The following is an 18,067-nucleotide window of genomic DNA, read 5'->3' on the forward strand; positions in this document are numbered from 1 at the left end:
AGGAAACTGAGATGTTCTATTCTTTTCTGAATATATTTAAAGTAAAACAGCTATACTTATCTTGAAAGGTGTAAGAGGTATATACATTATGAACAAAGTTTATTTTAAGCATGAAAAACAACGTTACTCAATTCGTAAATATGCATTTGGTGCGGCATCTGTATTGATTGGATGTGCTTTTATCACAAACGGTCAAATAGTACATGCTGATCAACAATTACAAAATGACTCAGTTGCTACAAAGACTGTCATTGATACAGCTACTAAAACAGACAACTTGACGACTGAGAAGTCTGAGTGGGAAAATACTAAAGTTGCTAACAATACGCAATCTCAATCTGCTGAAAGTATCTCAGCAACATCACCTACGGCTGGTATCATCAAGGAAGCGACTATTATTGTCACTTATCCAGATGGCTCAACAGATGAAGTTAAGGTTAACTACACTGTAGCTGAAACAGATGCGGATAAAAATGAGCCAACTGTTCGTACGCAAACAGTAAGACCGGGTCAAGTTCCGACGGCAGATTCTTTTATTACCAATAAAGATAGCCTACCAGCTGGAACAACCTTTAGTTATAAAGGAGAGGTATCAGAAGAAGCGACAGTAACATCATCTGAAAGCACGTCAACAATTGCTCAGCCAAATACATCTGAGACAGTTACAGAACCTGTAAAGTCGACTGAAGAAGCACCAGCGATTGCTACAACAGCCACTCAACAAAGTGCATCTGAGGCAGTAAAAGTGTCTGAAAAGACACCTACTAAACTGGATACTTCTGAAACAGCAAAAGTACCTGAAAAATCTGAAAAAACACCGATAACGACAACCAAAGCCGATTTCTCTAAGAAAGACAGTAAATCAACTGGAGAATCAGCAAAAAATAAAGTAGTCAAAGAAGTCATCACTGGGCCAGAGTTACCAGATCGTGGTCGCTACACTTTCACTGCAAAGACAGCGGTTTATACCACTCCAAGTACTAATAGTAGCGTTTCTTTTTACTTCGATAAAGGTAATGCGGTGAATTACGACAAGGTTTTAGATGCTGAGAATGCTCGTTGGATTTCCTATATCAGCTACAGTGGTATCCGTCGTTATGCTAAAGTTGGTGAACTGACTAAAGTCCTCGAAGAAACAACTGAATCTGAGAATGCAAAAGATAAGAAAACCACTCCAGTCCTTGCAGCTAGAGGGACTTACACTTTCACAGATACAGCAGAGGTGCGTAATGAAGCGAAGCTGTCAAGCCCAGTTCAATTTGAATTTAGAAAAGGTGAGAGTGTCAACTATGATAAGGTATTGACATCAGATGATTATAACTGGATTTCCTATATTAGCTATAGTGGTGTGCGTCGCTACGTTGCATTGAATAAGATTGAAAAGGCTACAGTAGAAACACCACAAAAAGAAGTAGCTCAATCTACTGCTCCAGTTGAGGTTGAAAGTGTAGCAGCAACGATTCCTACTTCAGGGATTTATCGCTTTACGGAACGTGTGGCTATCAAAAATGAACCAAAATCTTCTAGTCCAGCGGTTTACTACTATAACGCCGGTGATTCGGTTCGTTACGACAAAACGTTGATAGCAGATAACCAACGTTGGATTTCTTATATTAGCTATAGTGGTAGTCGTCGCTACGTTCCTATTGGGGAGGTAAAATCGGCTCCTACGACTCAAGTAGATCTCCCAGCTTCAGGAACTTATACTTTCAATAAGCGTGTCAATGTGAAGAATGATCCGAAAGCGACTAGTTCTGTTGTTTTTTACCTTGACAAAGGCTACACACTGAACTATGATAGACTTTTAACAGCAGATGGTCGTCGCTGGATGAGCTATATCAGTCGTAGTGGACAACGCCGTTATGTTGACTTGGATTAATTAAAAAGTAGTTTAGAGCTATTTTAAAGTGCTACAAGTAATCTTGTAGCACTTTTGTTAGTTTAGAGACCCAATTTATAATGATTTGCGGTATAATAGAACACATGAATGATAAGATTTTAGAACAGTTAGAATTTTATAAAGTTACAGACTTGCTGACACCGTATTTACAGACTATGCAAGGAAAGATGGAGCTGGATCAGATAAGACCAATGACAGATTATCGCCGTATCACAGCTAGTCTGGCTGAAGTGGAAGATATGTCACGGATTTTTATCCAATCCCATAGTTTTTCTTTGGGAGAATTGCAAGATGTATCAGAGAGTTTGAAGCGTCTAGAGCTATCTGCTGATTTAAATGTGGCAGAGTTGCAAGCGATAAAACGTATATTGTTAGTATCAAGTGAGTGCAAACGTTTTTATGATGAGCTTGAGAACGTAACAGTAGACTTCTTACAACCTTTATTTGAAAAATTAGATGTTTTTCCACAGTTGCAAGGTGCTTTACAAGCCATCAGCGATAGTGGTTTTGTCGAAGATTTTGCTAGTTCTGATTTGACTCGTATTCGCCGAAAGATTGCTGATAGTGAGCGTGCAGTTCGTGAGACATTGCAGGATATTTTGAAAAAGCATGGTGATATGCTTTCTGAACATTTGATTGTTAGTCGTGCTGGTCGTAGCGTTTTGCCTGTCAAAAATACTTATCGCAACCGTATTTCTGGAATTGTTCACGATATTTCTGCTTCGGGAAATACTGTTTATATTGAACCGCGTTCAATCGTTTCTCTAAATGAGTCGATTACGCAATTGCGTGCAGATGAGCGATATGAAGTGACTCGTATTCTTCATGAATTATCTGATTTATTGCGCCCACAGACAAATCATATTCGCAATAATGCTTGGATTTTGGGGCATTTAGATTTTGTCCGAGCAAAGTATCTTTTTATGAGAGAACATGATGCTATTATCCCAAATCTATCAGAAAACAAGGTTATCCAACTGTTAAATGTTCGTCATCCATTGTTAGAGCATCCTGTTCCTAATAGTCTTTACTTTGGGGAGCAGTTAACGAGTATTGTCATCACTGGACCAAACACTGGTGGTAAGACAATCATGCTTAAGACGCTTGGTTTGGCTCAACTGATGGCACAGTCTGGTTTACCGATACTGGCAGATGCTGGTAGTTGGGTGTCTATTTTTACAGAGATTTTTGCCGATATTGGCGATGAGCAGTCTATCGAGCAAAGCTTATCCACTTTTTCTAGTCATATGACACAGATTGTTTCTATTTTGGATAATGCTAACGAAAATAGTTTAGTGCTTTTTGATGAGCTTGGAGCTGGAACAGATCCCAAAGAGGGAGCGAGTCTGGCTATGGCAATACTTGAGCATTTGCGTTTAAGTGGTATTAAAAATATGGTAACTACCCATTATCCAGAACTTAAGGCTTATGGTATTGAGACAGCTTTTGTTGAAAATGCCAGCATGGAGTTTGATGCAACGACGCTTAGCCCCACCTATCGTTTTTTGCAAGGTGTTCCTGGGCGCTCAAATGCTTTTGAGATTGCAAGACGTTTAGGCTTACCAGAGATTATTGTCACGGATGCTGAAAATCAGACGGATAAAGAGAGTGATGTCAATCGTGTGATTGAACGTTTAGAAGAGCAGACTATTGAGAGTCGTAAACGTTTGGAGCGTATTCGTGAAGTAGAACAAGAAAACTTGAAATTTAACCGAGCTGTTAAGAAACTATATAATGAATTTTCACATGCTCGAGATAAAGAACTTGATAAGGTTTACCGTGATGCAAAAACAATTGTGGAGAAAGCAAAAGAAGAAAGTGACCGCATTTTAAAACAGCTCAATGCTAAGAGTCAGCTCAAACCACATGAGGTGATTGAGGCGAAAAAAGAACTTGATCAACTGGTAAAAGATCCTAGTTTATCACAAAATAAGGTCCTGAAAAAAGCTAAGAAAGCCAAGGCGCAAAGAGTAGCTCGCATCGGAGATGACATCATCGTAACGAGTTATGGTCAACGTGGTACAATCATCCGTCAACTCAAAGATGGACGTTTTGAGGCACAGGTTGGTTTGATTAAGATGACACTCAATTCAGATGAATTTACCCTAGTGCATTCTCAAAAAGAAACGTCAAAACCAATACAGAGAAAACAAGTTAAGGTTATCAAAAAAGCTAATCAAAAAGCTCCACGAGCACGTCTTGATCTAAGAGGTATGCGCTATGAAGAAGCTATGCAAGAGCTAGATCGCTTTATTGATCAAGCTCTTCTCAATAATATGGCACAAGTAGATATTATTCATGGCATTGGTACGGGCGTTATTCGTGAGGGAGTTACAAAGTATCTGCGTCGCAATAAACATGTTAGAAACTTTAGCTATGCTCCCCAAAATGCTGGTGGTTCAGGAGCAACTATTGTTACCTTAGGTTAAGTCAACTGATAAGAAGGAGTTTGTATGTTTGATTATCAAAGATGTTATGATAGTTGGACGATGCCTTTTAGGCGTCATCCTATGCTCATCTCCCTATTGCGTCTGTCCAATTTTCTTTTGACGCACTTGATGTACGTCATCTATCCCCTTTTGTTGCTACTTATTTATATTACTCAAGGATTTTCACAGTTATTTGGGATTATTGTCATTGTTCCAGCTATTAGCTTTAGCTTAGTATCTCTGTTTCGTCATTTTTATAACCAACCTCGTCCATATGAAACGTGGAACTTTAGTCCGCTAATCGCTAAGACTAGTCAAGGAAAATCAATGCCAAGTCGCCATGTTTTTTCAGCTAGTATGATTAGCATGTGCGTACTGCGCTTGTCTATTCCTTTAGGGCTTATATTGTTGAGTCTTTCTCTTGTTTTAGCATTTTGCCGTGTGATTGGTGGTGTTCACTATCCTAAGGATGTTTTAGTTGGTTATGTTTTAGGATTTTCTGTAGGCTTTCTTCTTTTTTTGGTGTAGCAATTAGTGGAAAAACCTCTTATTTTTGTGTAGAATAGGAGAATGATAAGATGGGAGGATTATTATGACTTACGAAATTACAGATGCAACGTTTGAACAGGAGACAAAAGAGGGTCTTGTCCTTATTGATTTTTGGGCAACGTGGTGTGGTCCTTGTCGCATGCAGGCGCCTATTCTTGAACAGCTAGAGACTGAATTTGACGAGGATGAACTCAAAATTGTTAAAATAGACGTTGATGAAAATCCAGAGACGGCACGTGCATTTGGCGTTATGTCAATTCCGACATTGGTATTTAAAAAAGAAGGTCAAGTCGTTAAGCAAGTTGCAGGTGTGCATACCAAAGAGCAACTTAAAACGATTATCGCAGAGATAATAGAATAAAAAGATCGCTAAAACGAGCTTAAGACTAAAGACAAATCTGTTAGCATTTTCTTTCTAGCAGATTTTTTCATTTTAGAAATAGAATAGAAATAGAGAAATAGCGTGTGAGCGCAAGCGATGTTTCATAAAAGAGTCTCTCAATATAGTCGCTATCAAGTAAGTGTTTACAGTTTAGATGATTTGGTTCAAAGAGTGACTTCTTTATCAAAATCATGACAAAAAGTTTTCTTATTTTGCCTAAAAAGAGTTTTTAGAATGGATAGGAGATAAAATAAATAAGGATAAGCTGTGGCTTATCCTTATTTTCTATGTTTTTTGAGTCTTGTTTGGTATAATGAGGGTACTACCGAAACGTTTATAAGGAGAGAAGATTGGAGACACTGATAAGATCAAAACTTCGTGTGCAAAAGCACGGCGAAGTATTCACTCCAGCATGGATGGTACAAAAAATGTTGGATACACCTGGAGTGAGGGAAGCTTGTGAAAATGTTTCGGCTACTTTTTTAGAACCTGCAGCTGGTGATGGGAATTTTCTACTTGCACTATTAGAGAGAAAACTACAGGCTGTCATTGACCAATACGACAAGCGAAATTGGAAAACAAAGTCATTGCTTGCGCTGTCATCAATCTATGGGATTGAGTTTTTAGAAGACAATTTAGAAGTAGCTCGCTCAAGAATGTTTTTATATTACCTTGACTGGTACGAAAAAAACTTTGGAACAAGGTTGAGCAGTAAGAGTGATATGTATCAATCAGCTCACTATCTCATTCACAAAAATATCATTAGAGGTAATACGCTTACTAAAAAACATCCTGTAACGGGTGAGTCGATAATGTTTAATGAATGGCAAATGGTTAAAGGACACCCGAGTACCGTGAGAAAAATTCCATTTGCATTTGCTGAACTCTTTGGTGAAGAAGTGGAACATGATAGTAGCGTTGTAGAAGGACAACTAAGCTTGTTTGACTTTGATGACGAAGATGATGAATCTAAAGAAGAGATTAAAGAAATAAACATTCAGAAAGTATATCTATTAGGAGATTAAGATATGATTTCAAATTTTGAGTTTTTAACGATTGATTTGGATACTGCAGAATTTTATACAACTGCTAAGACGGCTGAGGAGAATTATATTCAGGAAGATTATGAAACGACTTTGTTTAAGATAAGAAAAATCGCTGAAAATACAGCGTGGTTAATTGCTGATCGAGAATATAGAGATATTCCTGAAAGAACCAACTTCAACGGTGTATTGAAAATTGTCAAAGAATATATTAAAAATGATAAAGTTGTTGTTGATAATTTTTACAAGATAAAACAACTTGGAAACGATTCGTCCCACAATATCAATCCCAAAGATGCAACGAAAGAAAATGCACTAGATGCTTTACATAGACTCTTTTACATTTTAGTTTGGTTTATGATAAAGTATGTTGATCCTAAAGTTAGTTCGGACTTGTATGACCAATTCTTAGAGCCAAGGGCACAAGAAATGTATCAAACTGCTGAGAGGAAATTTATTTATATTCAGACGGTTGATAATCACAGTGGGTTGTTCAATGCTTATGAAGGGACACAAAAAATCGGAGAAAGTTCTATTTCAGAAAAAGATTTAGAAGCGGACTGGTCACCAAACAGTGATTTCTTACGAGGAGAAGCCTCAAAGCGTATCAAACAATACATGACAACCGCAGGTCTTTCTTTCACACTTGGTTGGGTAGAACTTGCCTTTAAAAAGTCAACAAAATCTTGGTTCCATGACTACGATGTGCATAATGTTTTAAAGCGTTCTGGAATTAACCATCCTGAACATCTTGAAGAAGGAAAAGAATGGTTTGAAACGGATTTAGAGACTGCTAAAGAAGCTATTAAGGCTGTAAAAGAAGGTCGTGAATACCTTCAACAGATTGTCAAAGAAACACCAGAAGCCAAAACCAAAATTGAACTTCGTCCTGAACAAAAAGAAGCCGTTGCTAAAACACGAAAAGTCTTTAAAAAGAAAAAAGGAAAGAGAATGCTTTGGAATGCCAAAATGCGTTTTGGTAAAACCATAGCTTCTTTACAATTGATTAAGGAAGAACAGTTCCAAAAAGTACTTATCATGACACACCGTCCTGTTGTATCCGATTCTTGGTTTAAGGATTATCGTAAATTAAAAATGGACGAAGAAGGATATGAGTATGGTTCTGTTAACGAAGGTGCTCACATCACTTCTTTGAAAAAAGGTGACAAGCCATTTATCTATTTTGCTTCGATTCAGTTGCTGCGTCACAACAATGGCGAAACAAACCTAAAAGATTTCACAGATGTGGATTGGGATTTGATTATTATCGATGAAGCGCACGAGGGAACTCAGACAGAACTTAGCGAAAATGTTCTTAAACAACTTGTTAAAGAACAGACTAAGATTTTAAATCTTTCTGGAACCCCCTTTAACCTTATAGACGAATTTGATGACGATCAAGTTTATACATGGGATTACACCATGGAACAACAAGCTAAGGTGAAGTGGGCATATGAACACCCTGATGAGCCTAATCCATACGACGCATTGCCAAAAGTATTGATGTATACTTTTGAAATGAAGAATAAGGCGAGATTTATGGATGAGAGCAAGTCCTTTAATTTCCGAGAATTTTTTAGAACAGATGGCAAAGATCATCTTGTCTATGAAAAAGAGGTCAGGGCTTTCCTAGATAATATCACAAATAGAGATAGCAAGACCAACTATCCATTTTCAACCCCTACTTATCGCAATGAGCTTCGTCACACACTCTGGATTATGCCAGGTATCAAAGAAGCCACTGCTTTTGAAGATCTACTGAGAGAACATCCTATCTTTGGTAAAGAGTATAAGATTGTCAACGTTGTTCGTGGAAGCTCTACAGATAACGGTGTGACAAATGAAGCTGATATTGAAAAAGTGAGAAATGCGATCACAGATGATCCTTCAAAAACAAAAACCATTACATTAACCGTTCGCAAATTAACAGTAGGGGTCAATGTACCAGAGTGGACAGCAGTTATGTTCCTATCTAATACGAGTAGCGCCATAAACTATCTCCAAGCTGCTTTTCGTGCCCAAACGCCTTATTCGCATGAAAAACTAGGTAAAAAAGAACGCTGTTATATCTTTGACTTTGCCCCAGATCGTGCTTTGACAGTTATGGCAGAAAGTGCTCAAATCAGTACAGGTGTCGGCAAGAAAAACACTTCTGATCAAAAACAAGCCATGACAAATCTTTTGAACTTCTTGCCAATTCTTGGAAGTTCAGAAACGGGTATGAAAAATTACAACGTTGATAGCATGCTGACACAGCTGAAAAAAGTTTACGCTGAAAAAGCAGTACGTTCAGGCTTTGATGACGATAGTTTGTATAATGATAATCTACTAACTTTAACGGCTGAAGATGCTAGCATGTTTAATAAATTAAATGCTATCGTTGGAAAAACACAAAAACAAAATAAAGATAAGATCACTATTAATGAAAACGGCTTGACTGATGAAGAGTATGAAGCTGGCGAAAAAGCGAAGAAAAAACCAGCCAAAGAGCGTACAGAAGAAGAGAAAGCTCTTATCAAAAAAATCAAAGAAGCTAAGGATAACAGGAAAAAACTTATCTCCATTCTTCGTGGGGTATCAATCCGTATCCCTATGATGATTTACGGAATGACAGTTGATTTTGATGAAGATATCACTATTAAAGATTTCATTGATAAAGTCGATGATGAGTCTTGGAAAGAATTCATGCCAAAAGGCTTCACCAAGAAAATGTTTAGTGAAATTACGAAGTATTATGATGCTGAAGTCTTTATCGAGGCAGGGCGCATTATTCGCAGACGTGCCAAATCTTTTGATGCGCTAGACTTTATCGAGCGTGCTGAAAACATTGCTGACTTGTTTGCTTCCTTTAAAAATCCAGATAAAGAAACCGTTTTGACACCGTGGCGCGTGGTGAATATGCAGACAACAAAAAGTGTTGGTGGACTTAATTTCTACGATGATGATTTCATATCAACGACTGATGGAGCAAGATCAAATCTCCATTGGGTCGAAAAAGAGAACACAAGTGAGATTTATCACCCAGATACCAAAATCCTAGATATCAACTCAAAAACAGGACTCTATCCGCTCCATGCAGCGATTAGCCTTTATTATCAAAAAGTCAAGGCAAACGATGATAACCGCTTTGAAGCAGATCAAGTCTATCAAGATATCCTAGCTAATAATGTCTATGCTATTGCGAAAACACCCATGGCAAAAACGATTACCGAACGAACATTAGCTGGTTATAAAAACTACAAGACAAATGTCGTCTATATTGAAAACTTGACAGACATTCTAAAAGCAGATATTGAAAAAGGTAAAGAAAAAGTAGAGGAGGCATTCAACCAAGTGAAATTTGACGTCGTGATCGGAAACCCACCGTATCAGGAGAGTGATGGGGGAGCACAGGCGAGTGCAACTCCTATTTATCATAAATTTGTTGAATTGGCTAAAAAACTGGAACCAAGTCATATTAGTCTTATTATGCCGAGTCGTTGGTACACTGGTGGTAAGGGTCTAGATAATTTTAGAGCAAATATGTTGTCAGATATAACTATTCGTGATTTATTTGATTTTCCAAATCCTGATGATGTTTTTCCAAATACAAATATTCGTGGTGGAGTTTGCGTAGTGCATTGGGATAGCAACTGGGATAATCGAACTGATTTAACCCGAGTAGTGACTATGGAAAATGGTCAAGTAATGGTAGAAGTACAGAGGAGCATTGCTATAGAAGATGTTGATGTATTCATTCGTGATTCTCGTGTTTTAAAAATTCTTTCTAAAATAAAAGCGGTACATCAGCATAAAGGCGATATTTCTGAAATCGCGTCGCCGCTGAAGCCGTACGGCTTCCGCGGCTTCTTTATCAGAGATAAGAGGTTTTATGCTGAACCTACCAATTTGGCAGACCCTATTGTGTGTTATGGGAAAGGGGTGGTGGGCTTTGTGGAGCGGGCGGAAGTCACCACTAAGCCTGAATGGATTGATTGCTGGAAAGTATTTACCGCTCGTGCAAATAATATTGGTACAGAACTTAATGATGATAATTTTAACACGATTATTGCAGGTCCGGGAACGATTTGTACGGAGACCTATATTGTATTGGGGGCTGATTTAAACTTAACAGAGCAGGAGGCACATAATTTATCAAATTATTTGAAGACTAAATTTTCTAGATTGTTACATGCTACAGCTAAATCAAGTCAAGATGCTGCTAGAACTACTTATAAATTTATCCCATTACAAGATTTCACATCTAACTCGGACATTGATTGGACACAATCGGTATCTGATATTGACCAGCAACTATACAAAAAATACGGACTTTCTGATGAAGAAATCCAATTTATCGAAAGCAAAGTGAAAGAGATGGAGTAGAACCCTTATCGATTTCAAAAAGAGCGTCCGATTTTCGGACGCTCTTTTTGAAATCATTTTTACCCTGTCTATACCTTTTTAAATCGCAATTGACTATAAATACCGAAGAGGACAATCCAGATAAGAGAACCAATCGCCCCGACAATGGTGTCTGTTTGTAAAAACAGAATCGTATAGACAAAGAGCATAAAGGCGATTGTTAGAGGGTTTAGAAACTTATAAGCTGGCATGAGGTAACCATCTGCCATAAAGTCACTAGACTCACGGTATTTGAGATGGGCAATCATCGTTAGAATGTAGATAGCGATATAGACTCCTGATGAAGAGGCGGTGATGAGAGTAAAGGTGTTTTTAATAGCAGGTATCATGCTGATAAGAGCAGACGCTGCGATAACAACAGCTGAGAAGATAATCGCCTTACTTGGGACGCCTGCCTGTGATAGCCTGTTGATTTTTGTCTGATTCATCCATTTGGCTGGTGATTCAGTGGCTAGCTGATAGAGGTGGCGACCAGTTGAGTAGAGCGTTGAATTGAGAGCAGAAGCTGCTGAGGTGAGGACGACAAAATTAATCAGAGCAGCCGCCCATTTGAAACCAACTAACTGAAAGACCATGACAAATGGTGAGTTTTCTAAACCACTAGTTCCACTAGAAAAAGCACGCCAAGGGATGATGGTCATAATCGCAATCAAGGCTCCCACATAGAAAATGACAATGCGCATGGGAATCTCCTGAATCGCCTTTGGCAGAACCTTTCGTGGATTGGCAGTTTCAGAGACGGTAATACCGACAAACTCGATTGCCTGATAGGCAAAGAAAACCATTTGGAAAGAAACGAGAAATTTCATCCAGCCGTTGGGGAACCACTCAAAATGATGGAAAATATTGTTTAGACTGACAGCACCTTCAGGCGTTTGAAATCCAGTCACTAGCATGATAATAGCTGTGGCGATTAAGGCTAAAATAGCGGTAATCTTAATCATAGCAAACCAAAACTCCGTTTCCCCAAAAACCTTCACAGCGATGAGGTTGACGGCAGTTAGGAGTGCTAAAAAGACAACCTGAATGATCCAAGAAGGCCAAGTAGGAAACCAGTATTGCATATACTTGGCAACAGCAGTAATCTCAGCCATTCCTAAAAAGATAAGAGAAACCCAGTAAGACCAACCTGCAAAATAGCCCCATCCCTGTCCTAAATAACGTGTAACAAAGTTGATAAAGGTATGCTGATCAGGATCTTGATAGAGCATCTCTCCCATGGCTCGCATCATAAAGAACATGAAAGCACCGGTAATGAGATAAACCAATAAAATAGACGGACCAGTGAGGGAAATGGAGCTACCTGCTCCTAGGAAAAGCCCAGTTCCAATTGTACCTCCGATGGCAATGAGTTGGACGTGACGGCTTTGGAGACCACGAACCATCCCATTTTTCAAATGTTCAGTATCCGTGTTTGTTCTTTGTTTGTTTGACATGAGTATTCCTTTTCTATATATTTTAGCCTCTATTATACTAAATATTGTGGGTAATTTCAATTTCACGCAAGAACGGTTTTGATTGACATCATAAAAATTTACGGTACAATAGAATGGTTACAATAATGTGAAAAGAAGGTTATGAGATGATTTTACTAACATCCGTTGAAAGTATTATTCCGATAGTCTTTTTAATTGCTCTTGGATTTTATCTTTATCAAAAAAACTGGTTTGGAGAGACTTTTGCGGCAAATATTTCAAGATTGATTATGAATGTCGCTCTGCCAGCCTCTATATTTGTATCGGTACTTAAGTATCTGACTTTTTCTAAGCTTATCCAAGTAGCGCCAGGTCTCCTCTATACTTTTGGTTCTGTTATTATCGGCTATATCATTGCCTTTATAGCAGTCAAGCTTTTTAAGGTTCGCTCAGGACGTCGCGGAGTGTTTATCAATACGGTTGCAAATGCTAACACTATTTTCATCGGGCTTCCCCTTAATGTCGCTCTTTTTGGTGATAAAGCTCTCCCCTATTTTTTGGTTTACTATATCACAAATACGGTCTCAACATGGGCGTTCGGTGCTTTACTGATTGCGCGTGATAGCAAAGAGGGTTATAGCAAGCAATCAGGTGGTTTTGATTGGAAAAAACTCCTACCTGCACCTCTGATTGGATTTTTAGTGGCACTCGTTTTCTTGCTGTTTAGCATTCCAGTGCCTGACTTTGCGACCAACACGCTGACTTATCTGGGCAATCTAGTCACACCACTATCTTTGATTTACATTGGGATTGTGCTCGCTAAAGCTGGATTATCCAGTATTACCTTTAATCGTGATACGATTTTAGCTCTGATTGGACGCTACCTTGTCTTGCCTCTTGTGACTGTTGTTATTTTAGGGTTGTTTGGTAAAGGGCTTCCAGCAGATGAGTACAAAACTTACGTTGTCCAAGCCTCCGTCCCAGCACTCGCTGTTTTGCCGATTCTTGCCAATGAAGCAGGCGGAGATGTTGAATATGCAACTAACATTGTTACCACCTCAACACTCTTATTTGTTGTCGTGATTCCAATTGTCGTAGCTCTCTTAGGTGTTTAAAAAGGATAAGCTCTTGCCTATCCTTTTTTTACTAAAAACTGATAAGCTAAATAACCAACAAGCATGCCAAAGAAATTTTGAGCAAGGTTTCCCCATATGCCAAAAAGAGCAGCACCCAACCCTTGTCCAAGAATTAAAGAGCCTATCACATACCAACCAACCATGACAAAACTTGCTAAACCTAGCCCTAAAAAGCGTTTCTTTCCAGTCCAGCCAGCAAAGTACCCTTGCAAACCATGAGCAATCAGGCTATGAACCATCCATTGAGGATAACCTGCTAAAAGGTCAATAAGAAAACCAGATAAACCACCGACAATAGCACCAGATTTACTTCCAAGGTAAAAGCTTGTAAAGTAAATGCCTGCATCAAGTAATGTGAGAAAGCCTGTTGGTGTTGGTATCATGACAAATCGCCCTAAAACTACAGATAAAGCAGTTAAAATAGCAAGTAAAGTCAATGTTCGTGTACGATTAGACGTCATAAATATCTCCTACAATTTTTAATGACTTGATTGTAAATGAAATCTAAATAAAGTACAATAGACAAAAAAAGAAAGTGTGTGGGGACAGATGACAAAATCTGATGCGATAAAATCCTATATCATAGGGGAAATTAAAAAAGGAAATTTAACAGCAGGTGACAAACTCCCCTCTATACGTCAGCTAGCTAAGCAGTTCATGTGTAACAAAGATACGGTACAAAAGGCTCTCTTAGATTTACGTTATGAGCATTACATTCATGCGATTGAAAAGTCTGGTTATTATGTTTTTGAAAATCCCTATCAAAAAGTTGAGCCCCTAGATTTACCTGATTCTGAAATTGCTAATATAGCTTACGAAGATTTTAGGATTTGCCTCAATGAAACCCTGATTGGACGTGAAAGTTACCTTTTCAACTATTTTCATAAACAAGAAGGGCTTTCCGAATTGATAAATGCAACGCATCAATTATTTCTTGAGGGAGACGTTTATACTAAGCGTGAGCAGATTGTTATTACAGCTGGAACACAACAAGCGCTCTATATTTTAACCCAGATAGCTTTTCCAAATGGCAAAATGGATATTTTACTAGAGCAACCGACCTATGATAGGATGGTTGACTTAGTAGGTCAACTGTCGCTTTCTTATCAGACGATTTCAAGGACGCTAGGAGGCGTGGACTTTGAGCGCTTGGAAGCCTTATTTAAAACAAAGTCTATTAAGTTTTTTTATCTCATGCCGAGACTACAAAATCCCCTAGGGACATCTTATACACCTGAGGATATGGAGCGCTTGATTTTTTTAGCAGAGAAATATGATGTATACTTAGTTGAGGATGACTATATGTCTGACTTTGCTGAAAAGGCACCACTTCATTATTATGATACATTTGATCGTGTCATTTACCTTAAATCGTTTTCTAATACCATTTTTCCAGCACTTCGATTGGCAGTTGTTTGCCTTCCGACTTGTTTAAAGAAAGCTTTTATTAATTACAAGAAACTGATGGACTATGATACTAACTTGATTTTACAAAAAGCGCTAGCTCTTTATATTAATAATGGCATGTATGCTAAAAACACCCATTATCTCAAGGAACGGTATCACAATCAGATTGAAGAAGGAAAAGCGTTAGTGAGTTTTAGGGAAAATCTTCCTGCACACTGTGTCCGTTATAACCATGTTTTATTAGATATATCAGCTGTGCAACAAAAAAGTAAGAAAACAAAACTCATCAGTTTGTCAGACTCTTTAGTAGATTTTTATATCAACCCAAAGGAACAGTGTGTTGTGCAAATCTCTAGTGCTGATAAGTTAGAACAAGTCTTAGATTTAATCAGAGATGACTTGTCTTAAAATAGCTTGCCATTAGTTTTTTCTGTGGTGTTGCAAGGGGATAGTTTTTTAAATCTTTTTGTGGCACCCAAACTAGCGTTTTGTTATCAGCTAGTTTATCATTAGTGACAGTACCTGTGATGATTTCCATCAGCCAACGTCTATGGCTAAAGGTATGTGTGATTAGTGGAAATTTTTGCTCTAACCAGTTGGGCTGCAAGTGATAGTCTTTTTCAAACAGCGTTTTTTGGGATAAAGTAGACGATTCTTTATTTTCTATTTCAAATAAAGAAAGTTGCTGTGCGACTATTTGTGTTTCTAAAAGTGGAAAGGACCAAAAGCCAGCTAAGAGACGATTACTCTCGTTTTTTTCGAGTAAATATTCTCCCTTATTGTTTGTGATGACAAAAGCTTGAATCTGTATAGGTTTAGGTTTTTTCTTAGGTTCTTTGATAGGGTATTTTTTCATAGTACCATGGAGATAGGCTGCACTGAAAAAGCGAACAGGGCTTTCCTCTGGACGAGGGTTTTTAGCAGATTCAATGTCAGCACCTAAGTCCATGAGAGCTTGATTAAAATCTCCAGGTCTTTTGGGGTCAATCAATGTCTCGGTAATAGCTTGAAAGATTTTTCGATTTTTAGGATTACCAATATCATAATTGACTTCAAATAGACGTGCTATTACACGCATAACATTACCATCCACAGCTGGTTCGACTAGGTCAAAAGCGATACTAGCAATTGCACCAGCTGTGTAAGGACCAATGCCTTTTAGTTTAGCGATATCTTCATAAGTGTCAGGAAAACATCCGTCAAAGTCAGTCATGATTTGTTGCGCTGCTGTCTGCATATTACGAACACGAGAGTAGTAACCTAAACCTTCCCAAGCTTTGAGGAGTTTCTCCTCGTTGGCAACTGCCAAATCAGATATGGTTGGAAACCATTCTAAAAAGCGTTTATAATAAGGAATAACTGTGGCTACTTGTGTTTGTTGGAGCATGACTTCAGAAATCCAAATATGATAGGGATTTTTTGTGTGTCGCCAAGGCAGATCACGTTTTTCTCTATCATACCAAGCAAGCAAATTTTTTCGAAAACTTTCAATCTTTTGATTATCCCACATTTCGATATTATATTTTTTAAAATCAATCATACTTTTATTATAGCAAATATCTCAGGTAACAAGGTTTTGGGACTTTTTCAAAGAAAATCCTTGACAAAAGAAAACGCTTACTTTATAATTGAAGTATGAAGTAAGGGTAGGCACAGGAGATGTTCATATGATGAATCAAAATAAATCTCGGTATAAAAATGGTGATTTTATTTGAGGTAGGCAAAATGGGAAAGCTTTACAAATGCTGATAAGGTAGGGAATATGTAGATTGATGTTTTGTTATAGGAGGTGGTGCATATGTTGATGCTAAACAAAGGGCGCTATCGTAACGGTGATAAGTGGATTTCCTCCTTATGATAATATTTTTAAAGTTCATGGTTAAGTATAGCTGTGGGCTTTTTAGTGTGATAATGTGCAAACTCTTGAAGTACCTTCTATGTAACATCTCAAAATAAATAACGCTATTAGGTTTTTAAAAAAGCAAATATTCGCTAATGTAGATATAAAAATACTTGCATTTATCCTTAAAAAAAGATATAATACCAAATTGTGAGTAAACCTCACTTACCCCTAGCTTGACTTGGGGTCATTAGACCAAAAGGAGGAAAACTATCAATGGCTAAATACGAAATTCTTTATATTATTCGTCCAAACATTGAAGAAGAAGCTAAAAATGCTTTAGTAGCACGCTTTGATGCTATCTTGACAGACAATGGTGCAACTATTGTTGAATCAAAAGACTGGGAAAAACGTCGTCTTGCTTACGAGATTCAAGATTTCCGTGAAGGTCTTTACCATATCATTAACGTTGAAGCTGATAACGCTGTAGCTCTCAATGAATTTGACCGTCTGTCAAAAATCAATACTGATATTCTTCGTCATATGATTGTTAAACTTGACGCATAAGAGGTGTCCTCATGATAAATAATGTAGTACTGGTAGGTCGTATGACACGTGATGCAGAGCTTCGCTACACACCTAGTAACCAAGCTGTAGCAACATTTACTCTGGCGGTTAATCGTAATTTTAAGAATCACAATGGTGAACGTGAAGCAGATTTTATCAATATTGTGATTTGGCGTCAGCAGGCTGAAAATCTTGCAAATTGGGCTAAAAAAGGTGCATTAATCGGTGTGACTGGTCGTATCCAAACTCGAAATTATGAAAATCAGCAAGGTCAGCGTGTTTATGTCACGGAGGTTGTGGCTGATAATTTTCAGATTTTGGAAAGTCGTGCAGTACGTGAAGGCAATGCCGGTGGCTACAATGGTGGCTTAGATAATGCTTCTTCATCATCTAACTACTCAAATCCATCTCAAAGTACACCAAATTTTGCTAGAGATAGCAATGCACCATTTGGCAACTCGAGTCCGTTAGACATATCTGACGATGATTTACCATTTTAATAATATAAAGGAGAAAAAGATATGGCTCAACAACGTCGTGGCGGTTTTAAACGCCGTAAAAAAGTTGATTATATAGCAGCTAATAAAATTGAATATGTTGATTATAAAGATACTGAATTGCTTAGTCGTTTTGTATCAGAGCGTGGAAAAATTTTACCACGCCGTGTAACAGGTACTTCAGCTAAAAATCAACGTAAAGTAACGACTGCTATCAAGCGTGCACGTGTTATGGCATTGATGCCTTTCGTGAATGAAGATTAACTTTGACCAACGGTCTTTCCGTTGGTTTTTATGTATCTGATTATTAACTATACCACCAGCTAGTAGATTTGTTACATTCTGTTGTGCATAGAGGATGTTATCAAGTCTAAAAAACATTTCCCATTTTCATTGACAGGTATATCAAAATTTGATAGACTAATGGAGCTGTCGGACGTCCTGTATTTTGTTACTTTTTTTGGAAAAAGTTTCAAAAAAGGGTTGACAAGGCTTAGG

13 protein-coding genes and 1 pseudogene are annotated in these 18,067 nt (G+C 38.0%); 11 read left to right on the top strand and 3 right to left on the bottom strand.

Annotated features, from left to right (window positions below):
• Positions 1-88: 88 nt before the first annotated feature.
• The 6 genes and pseudogenes from NXS10_RS04720 to NXS10_RS04745 form a co-directional block, all read left to right on the top strand.
• A pseudogene (locus NXS10_RS04720) lies at positions 89-1,858 on the top strand (SH3 domain-containing protein); the annotation flags it as partial.
• A gap of 125 nt (positions 1,859-1,983) precedes the next feature.
• Positions 1,984-4,329, top strand: a complete 2,346-nt coding sequence (locus NXS10_RS04725; protein ID WP_259138217.1) for an endonuclease MutS2 — start codon at positions 1,984-1,986, stop codon at positions 4,327-4,329.
• A 24-nt stretch (positions 4,330-4,353) separates the two neighbouring features.
• Positions 4,354-4,857: a phosphatase PAP2 family protein gene (locus tag NXS10_RS04730; RefSeq protein ID WP_259138219.1), complete on the top strand. Its 504-nt coding sequence runs from the start codon at positions 4,354-4,356 to the stop codon at positions 4,855-4,857.
• 64 nt (positions 4,858-4,921) lie between these two features.
• Positions 4,922-5,239: a thioredoxin gene (gene trxA, locus NXS10_RS04735; protein WP_259138221.1), complete on the top strand. Its 318-nt coding sequence runs from the start codon at positions 4,922-4,924 to the stop codon at positions 5,237-5,239.
• A gap of 371 nt (positions 5,240-5,610) precedes the next feature.
• On the top strand, positions 5,611-6,285 hold the full coding sequence (locus NXS10_RS04740) for a DNA methyltransferase family protein (RefSeq protein WP_259138223.1): 675 nt from the start codon (positions 5,611-5,613) through the stop codon (positions 6,283-6,285).
• Between the two features lie 3 nt (positions 6,286-6,288).
• Entirely contained in the window at positions 6,289-10,668 is a 4,380-nt protein-coding gene (locus NXS10_RS04745) for an Eco57I restriction-modification methylase domain-containing protein (protein ID WP_259138225.1), read from the top strand.
• 68 nt (positions 10,669-10,736) lie between these two features.
• Here NXS10_RS04745 and NXS10_RS04750 read toward each other — a convergent pair whose 3' ends face one another.
• The gene (locus NXS10_RS04750; RefSeq protein ID WP_259138227.1) at positions 10,737-12,143 is read right to left on the bottom strand and encodes an amino acid permease; all 1,407 of its coding nucleotides are present in this window, start codon (positions 12,141-12,143) and stop codon (positions 10,737-10,739) included.
• Between the two features lie 146 nt (positions 12,144-12,289).
• On the opposite strand from NXS10_RS04750, the gene NXS10_RS04755 reads away from it, so the two are divergent.
• On the top strand, positions 12,290-13,237 hold the full coding sequence (locus tag NXS10_RS04755) for an AEC family transporter (RefSeq protein ID WP_259138230.1): 948 nt from the start codon (positions 12,290-12,292) through the stop codon (positions 13,235-13,237).
• Between the two features lie 17 nt (positions 13,238-13,254).
• Here the strand turns inward: NXS10_RS04755 and NXS10_RS04760 are convergent, their stop codons facing one another.
• Positions 13,255-13,719: an ECF transporter S component gene (locus NXS10_RS04760; RefSeq protein WP_259138233.1), complete on the bottom strand. Its 465-nt coding sequence runs from the start codon at positions 13,717-13,719 to the stop codon at positions 13,255-13,257.
• 88 nt (positions 13,720-13,807) lie between these two features.
• Between NXS10_RS04760 and NXS10_RS04765 the strand changes: the two genes are divergently transcribed.
• Positions 13,808-15,073 carry an aminotransferase-like domain-containing protein gene (locus NXS10_RS04765; RefSeq protein ID WP_259138236.1) on the top strand — a complete coding sequence of 422 codons (1,266 nt, stop codon included), beginning with the start codon at positions 13,808-13,810 and terminating at the stop codon, positions 15,071-15,073.
• Here NXS10_RS04765 and mutY read toward each other — a convergent pair.
• Positions 15,054-16,205 carry an A/G-specific adenine glycosylase gene (gene mutY, locus NXS10_RS04770; protein WP_259138239.1) on the bottom strand — a complete coding sequence of 384 codons (1,152 nt, stop codon included), beginning with the start codon at positions 16,203-16,205 and terminating at the stop codon, positions 15,054-15,056. The genes NXS10_RS04765 and mutY overlap by 20 nt on opposite strands.
• A gap of 576 nt (positions 16,206-16,781) precedes the next feature.
• On the opposite strand from mutY, the gene rpsF reads away from it, so the two are divergent.
• Genes rpsF through rpsR form a run of 3 tightly spaced genes read left to right on the top strand, consistent with a single transcriptional unit; the run spans position 16,782 to position 17,833 of the window.
• The gene (gene rpsF, locus NXS10_RS04775) at positions 16,782-17,072 is read left to right on the top strand and encodes a 30S ribosomal protein S6 (RefSeq protein WP_259138241.1); all 291 of its coding nucleotides are present in this window, start codon (positions 16,782-16,784) and stop codon (positions 17,070-17,072) included.
• Between the two features lie 11 nt (positions 17,073-17,083).
• The gene (locus NXS10_RS04780; protein ID WP_259138243.1) at positions 17,084-17,572 is read left to right on the top strand and encodes a single-stranded DNA-binding protein; all 489 of its coding nucleotides are present in this window, start codon (positions 17,084-17,086) and stop codon (positions 17,570-17,572) included.
• A gap of 21 nt (positions 17,573-17,593) precedes the next feature.
• Complete coding sequence (gene rpsR, locus NXS10_RS04785) at positions 17,594-17,833, top strand: 30S ribosomal protein S18 (protein WP_000068664.1); 240 nt, start codon at positions 17,594-17,596, stop codon at positions 17,831-17,833.
• The last annotated feature ends 234 nt before the right edge of the window (positions 17,834-18,067 follow it).

Origin of the sequence: Streptococcus sciuri (assembly GCF_024814375.1) — a bacterium.
Taxonomy (GTDB): Bacteria; Bacillota; Bacilli; order Lactobacillales; family Streptococcaceae; genus Streptococcus; species Streptococcus sciuri.